Source organism: Pararobbsia silviterrae, from assembly GCF_003628125.1.
In the GTDB taxonomy this organism is placed as follows: Bacteria; Pseudomonadota; Gammaproteobacteria; order Burkholderiales; family Burkholderiaceae; genus Pararobbsia; species Pararobbsia silviterrae.
Genome location: NZ_RBZU01000020.1, coordinates 18,721 through 34,676, shown reverse-complemented (window position 1 = coordinate 34,676; position 15,956 = coordinate 18,721). Strand labels below are relative to the sequence as shown.

Annotated in this window: 10 protein-coding genes; 5 read left to right on the top strand and 5 right to left on the bottom strand. The window is 62.2% G+C overall.

The genetic code is table 11. The annotated features are described in order from the left end of the window. The first annotated feature begins 12 nt into the window (after positions 1–12). The gene (locus D7S86_RS27620; RefSeq protein WP_121091344.1) at positions 13–2,241 is read left to right on the top strand and encodes an alpha/beta hydrolase domain-containing protein; all 2,229 of its coding nucleotides are present in this window, start codon (positions 13–15) and stop codon (positions 2,239–2,241) included. Positions 2,242–2,415: 174 nt separating this feature from the next. Here the strand turns inward: D7S86_RS27620 and uriH are convergent, their stop codons facing one another. Then, positions 2,416–3,360 (bottom strand): uridine-preferring nucleoside hydrolase UriH, encoded by a 945-nt coding sequence (gene uriH, locus D7S86_RS27615; protein WP_121091343.1) that lies wholly within the window; start codon positions 3,358–3,360, stop codon positions 2,416–2,418. A gap of 187 nt (positions 3,361–3,547) precedes the next feature. Here uriH and D7S86_RS27610 point away from each other — a divergent pair, with 187 nt between their 5' ends. After that, positions 3,548–4,966: an alpha/beta hydrolase family protein gene (locus tag D7S86_RS27610; protein ID WP_158602115.1), complete on the top strand. Its 1,419-nt coding sequence runs from the start codon at positions 3,548–3,550 to the stop codon at positions 4,964–4,966. Between the two features lie 205 nt (positions 4,967–5,171). Further along, entirely contained in the window at positions 5,172–5,612 is a 441-nt protein-coding gene (locus D7S86_RS27605; RefSeq protein ID WP_121091341.1) for a cupin domain-containing protein, read from the top strand. Positions 5,613–5,652: 40 nt separating this feature from the next. On the opposite strand, the gene D7S86_RS27600 is transcribed toward D7S86_RS27605, so the two are convergent. The 3 genes from D7S86_RS27600 to D7S86_RS27590 form a co-directional block, all read right to left on the bottom strand. Further along, positions 5,653–7,428 (bottom strand): ABC transporter ATP-binding protein, encoded by a 1,776-nt coding sequence (locus D7S86_RS27600; protein ID WP_121091340.1) that lies wholly within the window; start codon positions 7,426–7,428, stop codon positions 5,653–5,655. Between the two features lie 568 nt (positions 7,429–7,996). Next, a complete protein-coding gene (locus tag D7S86_RS27595; protein WP_158602114.1) occupies positions 7,997–8,578 on the bottom strand; it encodes a cupin domain-containing protein in 582 nt (193 codons plus the stop codon). 44 nt (positions 8,579–8,622) lie between these two features. Next, entirely contained in the window at positions 8,623–9,942 is a 1,320-nt protein-coding gene (locus D7S86_RS27590) for an MFS transporter (RefSeq protein WP_121091338.1), read from the bottom strand. Positions 9,943–10,967: 1,025 nt separating this feature from the next. Between D7S86_RS27590 and D7S86_RS27580 the strand changes: the two genes are divergently transcribed. Then, on the top strand, positions 10,968–13,163 hold the full coding sequence (locus tag D7S86_RS27580) for a putative bifunctional diguanylate cyclase/phosphodiesterase (protein WP_121091336.1): 2,196 nt from the start codon (positions 10,968–10,970) through the stop codon (positions 13,161–13,163). Positions 13,164–13,335: 172 nt separating this feature from the next. Here the strand turns inward: D7S86_RS27580 and D7S86_RS27575 are convergent, their stop codons facing one another. Then, positions 13,336–14,232, bottom strand: a complete 897-nt coding sequence (locus D7S86_RS27575) for a LysR family transcriptional regulator (RefSeq protein ID WP_121091335.1) — start codon at positions 14,230–14,232, stop codon at positions 13,336–13,338. Between the two features lie 219 nt (positions 14,233–14,451). Here D7S86_RS27575 and D7S86_RS27570 point away from each other — a divergent pair, with 219 nt between their 5' ends. After that, a complete protein-coding gene (locus D7S86_RS27570; RefSeq protein WP_121091334.1) occupies positions 14,452–15,921 on the top strand; it encodes an NAD-dependent succinate-semialdehyde dehydrogenase in 1,470 nt (489 codons plus the stop codon). Positions 15,922–15,956: the final 35 nt, after the last annotated feature.

Genomic DNA, 15,956 nt, shown 5'->3' with positions numbered 1-15,956 from the left:
AAGGAGTCGAGCATGAAGAAGCCCGTTGCGGGTGCCGTGTTGCTGACATCCGTTCTGGCCGCGTGCAGCAGCGTCGGCGATCACGCGTCGACGGCGATGCGTGAAGGCGGACGTGTGCGTACGTTCGAAGTGCATTCGGACGGGCCCGCATTCGGCGGAGCCGTGCCTACGGGTGCGTCGGGTCCGTATCGCGTGATCACGGCGACCGTGCACGGTGAACTCGATCCGGCCGCGCCCGCGAATGCCGGCATCGCCGGTCTCGCTCAAGCGCCGCGCGATGCGGACGGTTATGTCGAATACGCGACCGACGTCGTGATCCTGACGCCGCAGAATCCGGCGAACGGCAAGCGCGTGCTGTTTTACGACGTCGTGAATCGCGGCCTGCGTCTCGGGCAGACGACGTTCGTCGGCGGCGGCGCGCTCGATACGGGCGCCGCGCCGAACGGCTCGATTCCTTCGCTGCTCGAAGACGGCTATACCGTGGTCTGGAGCGGCTGGCAGGGCACGATTCCGATGACGGGCAATGCGACGCTCGCCTCGACGGGCGCGGTCGGCGTTTCGTTTCCCGTCGCGCGCAACGCGGATGGCACGTCGATTGTCGGTCAGAGCCGCGAGGAATTCATTCCCGACTATGCGGGCGGCGTGCCGACCTCGATCCCGTTGACGTATCCGCCCGCGAAGCCCTCGGATGTATCGACGCCGACCTTGACCGCGCGGCAGTCGTGGGCCACGCAGACCGCGCAGGGCCGCGCGGGCGACGCGACGTACGACGCACCGTCGGTCCCTGTATCGAACTGGCATTACACGCGCGCCGCCAACGGCGGTTACGCGGTCGATTTCACGCCGCCCGCGAGCGTGCCGGGGCCGCGAGGCACGAACGTCGCGCCCGATGCGGGCACGATTTACAGCTTCGTCTACGAGGCGGCGGATCCGACCGTCAACGGTATCGGCTTCGCGGCGGTGCGCGATCTCGTCGCATTCCTGCGCTATCGGCCGAGCGACGCGACCGGTCACGCAAATCCGCTCAACGGTTTGAAGCAGGCCGCGTGCGTGACCGCGACCTGCACCCCCGAGGCGACGAACATCGATGTCGCGATCGGCGAAGGGATTTCGCAATCGGGCCGCTTCCTGCGCGACTTTCTGTATCAGGGCTTCAACACGGATGTCGACGGGCACGTCGTGTTCGATGCGATGTTGCCGATCGTGCCCGGCGCGCGGCGCACGTGGATCAACTCGATGTTTTCGCAGCCGGGCCGCTGGTCGAAGGAGCACGAAGACCATTTCATGCCCGGCTTCCAATTCCCGTTTGCCTACAACGTGATGACCGACCCGGTCACCGGCAAGACCGACGGCCTGCTTGCGCGGTGTTCAGCCAATGCGAGCTGTCCGAAGATCATGCAGATCGACGGCGCGTTCGAATGGTGGGGCGCGGCGGCTTCGCTCGTGACGACCGATGGCGCGGGCCACGACCTCACGCTGCCGCCGAACGTCCGTTATTACCTCGTGCCCGGCACGCAGCACACGGGCGGTCCAGGCGTAACGACCGGACTCTACGACATTCCCGCACCCGGCAGTCTGTGCGCGTTGCCGAGATCGACGGTTGCCGAGGAGCCTGTCGATCGTGCGCTGGTTCGCGCGCTCGAACGCTGGGTCGCACAGGACGAAACGCCGCCGCCTTCGCGGTATCCGACGATTGCGTCGGGCGAGGCGGTTGCGCCGAATGCGACGGGCTTTCCGGATCTCACGCGCGTGGTCGTGCCGAACGGTCCGAACGCGGCGCCGACGTCGTTGTCCGTGCCGTCGCGCGATATTCACAATCCGCTGTTCGTGACCGACTACAGCACGGCGATTCCGCGCGTGAACACGAGCAAGCCTTATGCGATCTTCGAGTCCCGCGTCGATCGCGATGGCAACGAGACGTCAGGCGTTCGGGTGCCCGACCTCGTCGCACCGATTGCGACCTATACGGGTTGGAGTCCGCGTGGCGCGGGCCATGCAGAAGGTGAAAGCTGCAGCATGTTCGGCTCGGTGATCGCGTTTGCGCCGAGCGACGGCGCGAGAGCGCCGGGCGATCCGCGCGCATCGCTCGCTGATCGCTATACGGGTCGGGCCGACTATGTCGCGAAGGTGACCGCGGCGGCCAACGCGCTTGCCGCGCAAGGCTATCTGCTGCCGGTTGATGCGGCGGCTTACGCATCGCGAGCGCGGCAAGTGTCGCCGCTGCTGATTCCGAATCCGTGAGTCGATGATTTTCAAAGCCCGCACGATGCGCATGGACCATCGTGCGGGCTTTGATACGCACACGCTTTTTTCCTAGCTTAGGCACGATCGCTAAGGACCGGTGCCTAAGAGGGGCGCGCCGAGCCCGCGGGTCGGGCGGGCTTTCCAAACGCGCCCGTGCGCGCGCACCGATGCCTAAGCAGGCTCGCCGATGCGTTCGATCGCATCGACGACGAGCGCCCAGAACCGTTCGCGATCGAGCTCCATCGCGGCCCACGTCGGACACGTCGCGGGCGCGGGCGCACGAAAATCCGCGACCGTCATGCCGGTCGTATGCGCACCCTGAAGTTCGACGACGATCGGCACCTGGACCGCGCGCACGATCGTCGGATCGATGACATAGGCGACGGCGCACGGATCGTGAACCGGCGGACTGTCGAAGCCCGCGACGTTCGCATAGGTCTGTTTGAAGTACTCGAGCAGTTCGCCGACGAAACGCGCGGGTTTTGTTCCGATCGCGGCGATGCGTTGCTCGACCTCGGGCGTCGCGAGTGCTTGATGCGTGAGATCGAGCCCGACCATCACGACCTTCCAGCCCGCGCGAAACACGATGTCGGCGGCTTCGGGATCGATGACGATATTGAATTCGGCCACGGGAGTCCAATTGCCGACGTGAACGCCGCCGCCCATGAGCACGACTTGCTTGACGCGTTCGACGATATGCGGCGCCTTGCGCACGGCCAGCGCGATATTCGTCAATGCGCCCGTCGGCACGAGCGTCACGGTGCCCGGTTCGTGCGCCATCACGGTGTCGATGATCAGATCGACCGCATGGCGCGCATCGAGCGTGAAGGCCGGTTCTGGCAGATTCGGGCCGTCGAGGCCCGATTCGCCGTGGATGCTCGGCGCGGTCTCGACGTTGCGGATCAACGGCCGATCCGCGCCCGCCGCAAACGGCACGCCGACGATGCCCGCGACGCGCGCGACCGCGAGCGCATTGCGTGTGACCTTGTCGAGCGTTTGATTGCCCGCGACCGTCGTGACGGCCGCGAGATCGATATTCGGATTGCCGTGCGCCAGCATGATCGCGACCGCGTCGTCGTGCCCGGGGTCGCAGTCGAGAATGATGGTTTCCGCCACATCGTCTCCTTTGAATGAAATGCGCGATCGCGCGCATCACGCCTATCAGGCGCCGCGATGTGTTCAACATGCATGCGGTTACAATGCGCGCGAATATCGGCGAAATTATATTCAGGTTTTGTTGGAAGGACCGTGCATCGATGCCTTGTCGGTCCGCTTTAGTACGATGGCGCCACACGCCCAGACCATGTCGCTTCGCATACGATTCATTGTTTTTCTGATCGGCGCCTTGCATTTGATGCACGCGCTTGCGGCCGACTTCGATATGCCGGGTACGCAGCCCGTCGGGCCGATGAACGGACGCCAGTTCTTTGTCGATGTCGGGCGGCCCAAGGCACGGCTGCGCGTCACGTTGTTCATGCCGTCGAACGGCGGGCCGTTTCCTTTGGCGCTCATCAATCACGGCGCCTCGCACGAGCCCAAGCGCGTGCCGCCCGTGTCGGACGAGTTCATCACCTACTACTTTCTATCGAGAGGTTATGCCGTCGCGCTGCCGATGATGCGCGGCTATAACGACTCGGACGGTCATATGCCGCGCGAAGTCTGCGATATGGTCAAGGAAGGCAATGTCGCGGCCGCCGATATCCGCACGGTGCTCGACGCGGTCAAGAACGAACCCGGCATCGATGCGTCGCGCATCGTCGTCGGCGGGAAAAGTATGGGCGGCTGGCACACATTGGCGTTCGGCGCCACGCAGCCGAGCGACGTCAAGGGGCTTGTGAGCTTCGCGGGCGGCGTCAAGGAATCGGACTGTCCGACGCCGGATCAGGCCTTGATTGCCGGTAGCGCCGAATTCGGCGCGAAAACGCGGATCAAGTCGATCTGGTTCTTCGGAGAAAACGACACGATTTTCTCGACGCCGACTTGGCATGCGATGTTCGATGCCTACCGGCGCGCGGGTGCGCCGTCGGAGCTCGTCGATATCGGGAGGTTTCAGGACGATGCGCATGCGACGTTCGCGTCGGCCGCGGGACTGTCCGTATGGGTCGGCAAGCTCGATGCGTTCCTTAAAGGGATCGGGATGCCGGGCACCGAGGTCAATGCCGACTATATGCCGAGTCCGCCGCCGCCTGACACGCACTACGCGGCCTTGAGCGATGTGCATGCGGTGCCGTATCTGCCGCCCGCGGTCGCGCAATCGGTCCTTGATCAGTTTCTCAAGGCACCGTTGCCGCGCGCGATGGCGGTCGGCATCAGCGGGGCGAGCGTAACGCACGGCGGCTTCGACGCCGCGCAGCTCGCGCTGAACGACTGCGAGCGCAAGACCGGGCATTGCGCGCTATACGCGGTCGACAATGCGATCGTCTGGCCCGGAGAACCCGATGCGCCCGCGCCGACGCATTTCGCGAGGATCGACGACGTGAACGCCGTGCCGTTTCTCGATGCGGCCGGCCGGGCGGCGTATCTCGACTTCACGAAACGGGTCCGGCCGCGTGCATTCGCGATCGCACCCGACGGCGCATGGGGCTCCGCGTCGGGCTTCGATCCCATCACGCAGGCGCTCGTTCAATGCGGTCAGGGACATGACGGCTGCGAGTTGTATGCGCTCGACGGCGACGTCGTCTGGCGCGCGAAAGACGCGGGGAAGGCAGCGGTCGCGAAGTGAATCGGGATAACGATTTGCGTGCACATGGCGATCGTAAGGCGGACGCGTTATGCTGCCCGCGGTACGCAAGGTCCGGATGCACGTCGATGTGGAGCCATGATGTGTCAAGCGGCGTGTGGCGCGGACGCTCGGTTCGCGTGATGGGCCGGTGTGTCGATGTGCACGGCAAGCGTGATCTCGTATCGTGTCCCCGAGGAGAAGAATCATGACGACTCAAACGTTGGCGGCAGCGGATCAGGTATCGACTTCGCGAAGCTGTCGCTTATTGCGCGCGCAGGCCCCGTTCATCGGCAAGCAAGGGCTCCAGTATGCGGTGGGAATCTCGGCCGAGACGGTCGGCGCGACCGGGCTGAATCTTCAGATCGTGACGATAGCGCCGGGTGCGCGCGCTAAAACGCATCTGCATGCGGGTCACGAGACCGCGATTTACGGACTGTCTGGGGCATCGGGGGTTTGGTACGGTTCGAAGCTCGAAGAGCATGCCGTGGTCGCGGCCGGCGATTTTTTCTATATCCCGGCGGGCGTTGCGCATCAGCCTTATAACGACTCGGACGAACCGGCGGTCGTCATCATTGCGCGAACGGACCCGAACGATCAGGAAAGCGTGACGTTGCTTCCGGAGCTCGATACGGTGCATCGCGGATGAGGTCGGGTGACTGCGCAGGATGTTGAAGTGGGTCGTGAGGTCAGGTGTTCGCGCATGCGGCGCCTTCGCGATAAAACTGGGCCTGACTCTCGAACATTCGCGCGTATTTTCCGCCTTGTTTCATGAGTTCATCATGCGAGCCGTCCTCGATGAGGCGCCCCTGATCGAGCACGAGGATCCTGTCGACAAATCGCGTCAATGCGAGTCGATGGCTAACGATGATCGCGGTTTTTTTCCTTGAGAGGTCGAGGATCAGACGCATGATGTCGGCTTCGGACTCGGGGTCGAGCGCAGATGTGGGTTCGTCGAAGACAAGGAGATCCGCATCATCGGCGTGAATCATGGCGCGTGCGATCGCTAATCTTTGCCACTGTCCGCCCGACAGATCGATCCCGTCCGGGCTTTCCGTCGTGAGTGGCGTATGAAGGGTGTCGGAGAGCACGTCCAAGCCGACGGCGTGCAGACATGCATGAGCCCGTCGTCGATCATTATTCATCACGAGGTTTTCGTAGGTGTCGAGCGGGAAACGCGCGAAGTCCTGGAAAACGGCCACCACTTTCGGTTCTGCGTGCGGTGTTGACCAAATCAGCTCGCCTGCAGTGGGTTCGTAGAAGCCACTGAGCAACTTGACCAACGTCGTTTTGCCCGCCCCGTTTTCACCGACAACGGCGACGACTTCTCGATGATGGATTTCCAGATTGATGCGATCGAGCGCGGCACGCGCCGTACCCGGATAGCACCGATCGACATTTCGTAGCGCTACGCAGGGCTGGATCGGTGGCGTTTCGCTCGACGCGGTCGCACATGTATCGTTCGTGACGAATCGCCGCGCGTTCCGTTCGTATGCTTCGGCGAGTTTGCGCAGCGGGCGCACGGAATACGAGAGACTAAGAAGATCGCCGAAATTAAAGATCACTGCCGCTAATCCATCTTTCAGTTGGACGAGCGCGCCCAGCAGAAACGCGAGCTGCGCAATGCTGGATTGGCCGGCCTGATATCTGCTGATGGCGGCGTAGAGTGGAATGCCGAGAAAAATGCTTGCTGTCGTCGAGGTCGCCGCGAGTTTCAATGCGTTCCTCAGGCGGACGTGTCGTATGGACGCTAGATAGCTGTCGTAAAGGTTTTGCCAGGTGTGGAGTATTCGCCCCTGCATTCGATAGATCCGTAGATCCTTGGCATATTCAGGCTGCGTCAGGATGCGCTCGTGAATGCGCAATGCGTTGAACGTTGTCGCATGGGATTCCGTGACGTCCCAGCTTTCGCGTTCGGCTTTTGCGCGAAACAGCACGGACGGCACCATGCCGGCCAGCATGAGAAACGGAATCCACCAGGCCGATTGTCCTGACAGCACAAGCAGCGGGATGATCATGACCGCTCCTACGCAGACGGCGTGGAGATGCGAAATCAGATCGCCGATGTGCTCACTCGCGCGGGTGGCGAGGATTGCCGTTTCCCGTAGATCCGCATCTTCGTGGATCGTCAGCTTCGGATAGTTCGACACGGCTTCGTTGACGTGTCGCTTGAGTGAGGCTCCGACTGAATCGCGCAACGTGTCGACGATGAAGCTCGATATCGCAGTGAGGCCGTCCTGGAATCCGCCGAGTACGAAATACACGACAACCAGGGTCATGAGCGCTGCAAGGGGGGCATTGGATGTGAGGCGCTCGATCAGTTGTGCATTGAAGTAGAGCAGAGCGGCAGGGATCAAGCCGATGACGAGATTCGAGATGATGGCCAGTGCCACGGCGCCCGGTGATGCACGCCAGAGCAACGAAAGCGCCTCGCGAAGGTTGCTCACGAATTCCCATGTTTTCATAGAGATCGGCTCAGTTGGACAATTCGCGCCGTATCTTGGGCATTGCCTGCCAAGGACCGTTTGGAAGCGCACGCTCAATATTCTTGAAGGCGCCGGCAATGTAAAGCGAGGCGATTCGGCGTCGACGGCGTCGCACTTCGATGCGCGGGCGCTGTTGCTAAGACCGGTCCGATTTCATCATGAGGCGTCTGTTCGGCGCTTGCATGACTTTGGCCAAGCAACGGGCGCGCAAACGTGTCGCGCGAAAGCACGGCATCGATGCACGACAACCCTCACGTCTTTCCGTCGGACCAGGCCTGCGTCGATCGATGTCGAGATCGTTTGATATGAGAGTTACCGCTCATTGAGTACGAACACGTCACCCGGCGAAATCGGATGCGTGCCCGCGCCTGCGTGCAACAATTTCTGGACAATCGAAGCGTGTTTATCCGACGGGCGGAACGGGCTCAGGCGCATTTCGCTCGTATTCGAGGGAGGATGGGGCATCGCTCGCGCAGTGCATCGCGTCCATACGTCGGCGAAGACCGGGCTCGCGCGTCAACGCCCGCGATTCATTCCGCCGACTCGGCTATTGCGCCGCGCGACGGACTTCGTCAGGTTCGTCCGCATCGATGAAGATGATGGCGACCCTGCAAGGCGCCGTGCCGCGATTGATCCAGCCGTGGTTCGTCCCGCGCTGAATCAACGTGTCGCCCGCGCGCAGATGAACCTCTCCCTCATCGAGCATCATGTCGATTTCGCCTTCGAGCACGACGATGTAATCGATCGTACGCGTTCGATGCACAAGCGGATGCCGCGGCGGATGCCCGGGCAACGCTTCGCCTTCCATGCCCCAGTCACGAAGAATTTCGACATTGGGCTTGTGATGCATCGCGGGATCGGTCGGCGGGAACTCGATGACCCGAAACGCCGAGCCCATTTTCGGCGGCGGCACGCCCATCTTGCGATCGGCGGCGTCGTGTCGGCCGCTCGTCGAGGCGGGGCTCTGGTCGGTGACCCAGAGCAAGGTCGAGACGATGCCGCCCGTCTCGGTACGCAGCGTGACGTTCGGCGCGTCACGATCTTCAATCACGATCGAGCGGCCCGATTCGTCGTGTCCTGTCACAACCCGTCTCGGTGCGCGGATCTTGCGTTCGACTTGTCCTGTCATGTCTTGTCCTGTTGCGTCCTTGATCATTCGTACCTTTATCGAGCTCAAGCACCACGCCATGCCGTCGCGCCGGCGTTCGATCTGCGTCCCGCGAGCAATCCGGTCGCGGCCGATACGAGACATGCGATGCACATATAGACGGCGACGTATGTATAGCCGCCGTTGTCCCGCATCGAAAGCGTCGCCGAAACGAGCGGCGTTAGCCCGCCGATGATCGCGCTCGCGAGTTGATACGCAAAGCCCGCGCCGCTATAGCGAAACGCCGGCGCGAACATTTCCGTGAAGAGCGGCTGCTGCACGCAGATCACGAGATTGCAGCAAAAATTTCCGACGAGGACAAAGCCCAGACAGATCCAAAGCGGGTTCTGACTTTGCAATGCCCAGAACAAGGGAAATGCGCCAAGCGCACCGATCAGCGCACCCAAGACGTAGATCGGGCGGCGGCCGATCCGGTCCGACAACGCGCCCATGGTCGGACAAAGCACGATCGCGACAAACCCCACGACAATCGTCGCGTGGAGCAACACGCTGCGCGGAATGCCGTAGGTTTTGATCCCGTAGTTCAGCGCAAACACCGTGACGCCGTAAAAGCTCACGAGTTCGCACAAGCGCATCGCGACAATGACGAGAAAGGCAGACGGATGCGCGCGAATCGCCGCGACGAGCGGAATCGCTTCAGTCCTGCCGGCACTGACTTCCTGTTCGAATTCGGGCGATTCGCTGACGGAGCGGCGTACCCAATAGCCGGCGAAGATCACGACCACGCTCAACAGGAACGGAAGACGCCAGCCCCACGACAGAAACTGCGCCTCCGTGGTCAGTGTATCGATCAACGACACAGATCCGGTCGCAAGCAACAGCCCGACGAAGCTGCCCACTTGCACAAAGCTGCCGAAAAAGCCCCGCCGATTTTCCGGGCAATGTTCGATCGCCATCAATGCCGCACCGCCCCATTCGCCGCCCACCGCGAAGCCCTGCACGAGTCGAAGCGCGACAAGGATGATCGGCGCGGCGATCCCGATCTGATCGTACGTTGGCAGCAGGCCGACCAACACCGTACCGCCGCCCATCAGTACGAGCGTGCCGACGAGCATGGCCTTTCTGCCGACCTTGTCGCCGAAGTGTCCGAAGATGACGCCGCCCAACGGCCGGACGACGAAACCGACACCGAGCGTGGCGAACGTCAGCAGCACACCCACGGACGAAGTCGTGGACGGAAAGAACAAGCGCGGAAAGACCAGCGCGGCAACGAGGCCATAGACGTAGAAGTCGTACCAATCGATGATCGCGCCGACGAGGCTGGCCATCGCGGCGCGTGTGGGCGAGGTGGATCCGGCAAGGGCCGTATCGGCCGAATAGCTCATCAGTGTCTCCGAAATCTTGGTTTTTTTATGGATCTGCGTCGAGGACCGGCCCTCGATACCGAGGGAATCGAGTCATCCGTTCCTGCCGCGTGCCGGCACTGTATCAGCGTCACGCACGAACAGGCAGCGGATTCGCAGGCCTGTCGAGCCCGCTCGCGTCGCGCGAGCGCGACATCCAAGGCATGCGGCCGCGCATCCTTGCCCACTTCGTCGTGCAGACGACATGCATTCGGCGTCTGACACGACGCATCCCCGCATCGTTAGGCTAGCTATCTGTGCTGACGGATCACAGCGTTTTGAAGGGCCACGAGTGCGATGAGCGCACACTCAGGCACGGTCATCGCGCCAATCGAGGGTTATCGCTCAGAGCGGAGCCGGTCATCGAGCGCGCCGAAGGCGAGTTTGGCGTTAGGCGGAAAATGACGTCCGGAATGAGCGCATTGCCAAGATCGCGTTGTCGCAGGCGATTCGAATTCGATGAAGATCGACGCGCATTTCACTCAACGTTCTTGGCTTGACGCGCGGGCGGAAAAGAAAGGGTGCGTCACGCGGCCTCGCCGGCAATATGTACCGACGAAAAAAGGCTTGGGTCCGCACCGCAACAATGGCCGCTATCGCTAAAGACGGTACCGCCAAGCGCCGCGCCGCAAAGGACATGGCGACGCAGGGTAACGTTTAACGGATCGTCGCGTAAAAACTGTAGGGTTATTTTTTTTCAAGGCACGACAGGGGCTATTGAAATTCCCAATCGCACGCCGGTCATCTGACCGCACAGCCTTATTTCGTATGCCCGAGCGACACTTAGTGCGAAATGCAACTAAGGCTTTTAGGCCGAATATTCGTTGCCGAGTGTCGATTTGGCCGATTGACCTTCGTCAGACGAATTGCGATTATTTGCATGAGCGGAACCGTCCACTCGCATGCCGGCCGACGATGTTTCGGGGAAGGGGCGTATCGTCGCGCGCAGGCTGTGAATCCCCTTGGGGATCGGTGAATCAATTCTGTTAGAGGCACGGAGGCTTTTGATGAAGTGTCCCCCGGCATCGCCACACGAGCCCGAAAGACTTGTCGCGCTGTCCAAGTATGGTTTAGGCCGCAATCGGCCTCTGCCCAGTCTGGATGCCGTTGTCCGTATCGCCGCGCGCATGTTCGACGTGCCCGTTGCGGCCGTCAATATGATCGGCAACGACCATGTCTTCTTTGCGGCCGCCATCGGCATCGATATGGCGGCGGTGGACACGAGCCGCGACGCGTCGTTTTGCGCGCATGCGATCCTGCAGAGCGAGGTGATGATCGTGCCCGACGCATCACTCGATTTGCGGTTTCACGATAACCCGCTCGTGACCGGCTCGACGCATGTGCGCTTTTACGCGGGCGTCCCGATTCTTTCCGCCGATGGCCTGCCGCTGGGCGCGTTATGCATCATCGACCCGGCGCCGAATTATCAATTCTCGACGGACGATGCCGAGCGTTTGCGCGAACTGGCGCGGATGGCCACGGATCGGCTCGAATTGCGGCGCATCGAAATCGCGTCGGAAGTGGATCCGATCGACGGTACGGAGCCCGAAGCCATCTCGCCGACCGCGATGATCCGGTTCGATCAATATGGCCGAATCATCGGCTGGAACGCGAGCGCCGCGACGCTGTATCGATACGATCTCGACGATTGGCGCTGGCTGACCGTCCGAACGCTCGCGCCCGAACGCGATCGTGATGCCTTGCATTCGCTGATCGCGCAAGCGGTCGAGAAGGGCACCGTCGACGGGATCACGATGCCGTCGCATGTGCACGGACTGCGCAGCGACGGGACGGAATTCCTGCTCGGCTTCTCGCTGTTCTGCTGGTATGAAAACGGAACGCTGACGTTCAACGCGCATTTGCAGGATTTGACGCCGCTGAGCGACGAGCGCGAATCGTTGCGCCGATTCACGAACGAAGATGTGCTGACCGGCGCCGCGAGCCGGGCGAGTTTCTATCGCGAAACCGAACACACATTGACGGAAGGACGCTCGGCGACCGTCGTCATGTTCGACGTCGACGGCCTCAAGGACATCAACGACGCGCTCGGACATGCGGGTGGAGACCGCGTACTCGTCGAGATCGTGCAGCGCCTGAAGGACGTGGTCCGCGACGAGGGCACGATCGCGCGCATGGGCGCGGACGAATTCGCGGTGCTGATTCCCGATCAGTCGGATATCGATCGTGCGCGCAGGCTGGCCGAATCGGCGGCCGCGGCGATCGCGATGCCGCTTGCGATCGACGGCGTCGATGTTCGCGTCACGGCGTGCGCGGGCGTCGCGGCGGCGCCCGCGCATGGACTCGAGGCGCTCGAAGTGATCGGGGCCGCGGATCTGGCCGTGCATAAGGCAAAGCAAAGCGGATCGGGCAAGACGTTCGCGTTCAGCCCCGCGCTTCGCACGGAAGCGCTCGCGCGACGGTCGTACCACATCGAACTTCAGCGCGCGGTCAGCGATAGCGAATTCGTCTTGTTCTATCAGCCCCAGGTCGATCTCGTGACGGGCGCGCTGATCGGCGCCGAAGCGTTGATTCGCTGGCGCCATCCGCAAAGAGGGCTGTTGTCTCCGGCTGCATTTCTGCCTTCGCTCGAACGCGGGCCTCTTGCGTCGACCGTGGGGTCCTGGGTGCTCGACGAGGCGTGCGCGCAAGCGGCGTTCTGGCGCAGGAATGGGCAACCGGATTTTCGGATGGGCGTCAACGTGTTCGGCGTCCAGTTCCGAGACCATCGTTTTGCGAGCGACGTGCTCGCGGTGCTCGACCGGCACGGTCTGCCGCCTGATGCGCTTGAACTCGAAATCACCGAAACCATCGCGCTCGACGACGACACGGTGTTAAGCGCAATCGCGCGTCTGCGCGCGCGCGGCGTCGGTGTCGCGTTCGACGACTTCGGCACCGGCTACGCGTCGTTGAGCCTGTTGAAAACGTATCCGATCACGCGGATCAAGATCGATCGCTCATTCGTGCTGGGGATGACGTCCTCGGATAAGGACGCGGCGGTCGTGCGCGCGATTCTCGACATGGCGCGCGGCTTCAAGCTTCAGACGATCGGTGAAGGTATCGAAACCCTTGAGCAGCTCGACACGCTGCGCCATCTCGGTTGCATGGAGGGCCAGGGCTATCTGTTCGGCGTGCCGTTGCCGGCGCGCGAGTTCGCGGATCGATTCATCAGCGCGCCGCAGTGGCCGAGCGCGGCGTGTGCGTGAAGTCGTTGCGTCCGACGTTAAGGGCACGCAGGAATGCGCGCTTGTCGCGGGCGATGGCTTCAACGTCTCGCCATGGCATCGCGCTCGGTTCGTGTGCCCGCTAAATCCGTGCTGATCGCAAGCGGCCCTCAGCGGCTATCGGGTGTTGGCACGTGAAAAACGTGTCGTCGCTTCAAGCGGTGCCGGGTTGTGCCCGCAGATGATTCACGAAAAGTTTCGCCGCAGTCGGCAGTGAGTCAAACGAGCGCACGCAGATTTGAATCTTGCGCCTGGCCCACGCATCGGCCAGTTGAATGATTCGGAAGTCGAACATCACGGCGTAGCGCCGCGCGATGTCGAGCGGCAGAACCCCGATGCCGAGTCCCGAATTCACCATGAAGCACAACGCGTCGAACCCCGTGCATTGGACCTTGAGTTTCAACGTGCGCTTTTCGTCGTGCGCGGCGGCGGCCAGCATGCGATTGATCGAGCTCCCCCGATGCAAGCCGATGAAGTCGTAGTTCAATGCGTCGGCGAATCGAAAATCGTCACGCGCGACCAAGGCATGATCGGCCGGGACGACGAGGGCCAGCACATCCTCGCGATAAGGAAAGACCTCGACGTCGTGGTCGGAAATATCGCCTGAGAAGATACCGACGTCCGCCGCGTTTTCGGCCACGGACTTCGTCACGGCCGACGTGATCCTTTCTTCGAGATCGACCTGAACGTTCGGGTACTCGCCGAGGAAGCGCTTGATGTCGCCCGGCAAGAACTGCGTAATCGCCGAAATGTTCGCATGGACGCGAACGAAGCCGCGAATGCCGACTTCATATTCACGCATATGTACCGCGATCTCATCGAGTTCGTGCAGCGCACGCCTTGCACGTGTCGACAGTTCGACGCCGGCGGGTGTGGGTCGGATGCCCTTGTTGGTTCGAATGAGCAATCGAATGCCCAGCGTGTCTTCGAGTTCGCTCAGACGCTTGCTTACCGCGGCGGCTGCGAGGTGCTCGTTTTCCGCGGCGGCCGCGATTGTGCCGCGTTCCACCACACTGACGAAGAGCTTGAGAGAAACAGGATCGAGACGCATAACACGGGGAATACGTGCGAATGACGGATCGCCGCACGGCGATGCGACCGCACGATTCTAGTCGCACATCCCCGTCTTGTCATCGCAATACGTGATGGCAGCATCATCAAACGCTGCTTTTGCGCGCCATATCGCCGTTGCTAGACTGCGGCAAAAGTCGGGTTCATCGATATCGCATCGGACAACGATGCACCCGCGACAGAACATCTGGAGACAGGTATGGCATTGCAGGCAGCGGAGCTTTTGCGTCAACACGCCTATATCGGCGGGGTCTGGTGCGCGGCCGACAACGGCGCCACGATCGACGTGCGCAATCCTTTCGATGGGCATCTGTTGGGCACCGTGCCCAACCAGGGCGCGGCCGAGACCGCTCGGGCCATCGCCGCGGCCGATGACGCGTTGCCCGCATGGCGCGCCAAAACCGGAAAGGCGCGCGGCGCCATTCTGCGCAAATGGCATCAATTGATCGAACAGCATAGCGACGATCTCGCGCTGCTGCTGACGCTCGAACAAGGCAAGCCGCTTGCGGAAGCCAAGGGCGAACTCAACTACGCGCTTTCGTTCGTCGAGTGGTTCGCCGAGGAGGCGAAGCGCGTCTATGGCGACGTGCTGCCGACACCGCGCGGCGACCAGCGTCTGATGGCGATTCGTCAACCTGTCGGCGTGGTCGCGGCGATCATCGCGTGGAATTTTCCGTCGGCGCTCGTGACGCGCAAGCTCAGTCCCGCACTCGCGGCCGGCTGCACGGTCGTGTTGAAGCCGTCCGAATTGACGCCCTTTACCGCGCTCGCGCTCGCATGGCTCGGCGAGCAAGCCGGCATTCCGCCCGGCGTGCTCAACGTGGTGACAGGCGATCCCGCGCCGATCGGCAGCGAGCTCGCGACGAACTCGACTGTCCGCAAGCTGACCTTCACGGGATCGACCGCGACAGGCCGCTTGCTGATGCAGCAAAGCGCGTCCAACATCAAGAAGCTCTCGCTCGAACTCGGCGGCAATGCGCCGTTCATCGTATTCGAGGACGCCGATCTCGACGACGCCGTGCAAGGGCTCATGGCCTCGAAGTTTCGCAACGCCGGACAGACGTGCGTGTGTGCGAATCGCATCTTCGTGCATGCGAGCGTTGCCGAGACGTTCACCGAGAAGCTGCGTGCGGAGATCGAGCGGATGACGCTCGGTAACGGTCTGGATCCGGACGTGACGATCGGGCCGTTGATCGATTCGCGCGCCGTGCGTAAGGTCAGTCGTCTCGTCGACGATGCGATTGCGAAGGGCGCGCGTCTGCTGAGCGGAGGTCGCGTCAGCGCGCCCGGGTCGTTGCTGTTCGAGCCGACATTGCTCGACGGCATCGCCGACGACATGGACATCGCACACGAAGAGATCTTCGGTCCCGTCGTCGCGCTGAGTACGTTCGAATCGGAAGCTCAGGTGCTTCAACGTGCAAATGCAAGCGAATCGGGTCTCGCCGCCTACTTCTATACCGCGAATCTCGAACGGACGTGGCGCGTCATGGAAGCGCTCGAATATGGGATTGTCGGCATCAATACGGGCGCGGTCTCGAACGAGGTCGGTCCGTTCGGCGGCGTGAAGGAATCCGGCATCGGACGCGAAGGATCCAAATACGGCATCGAAGAGTTCCTTGAACTCAAGTACGCCTGTCTCGCGGGCAAGTCGTTCAATCGTGCGCCTTAGCCGCCGATCGAACACATGACCCGTGCGCGGACGCT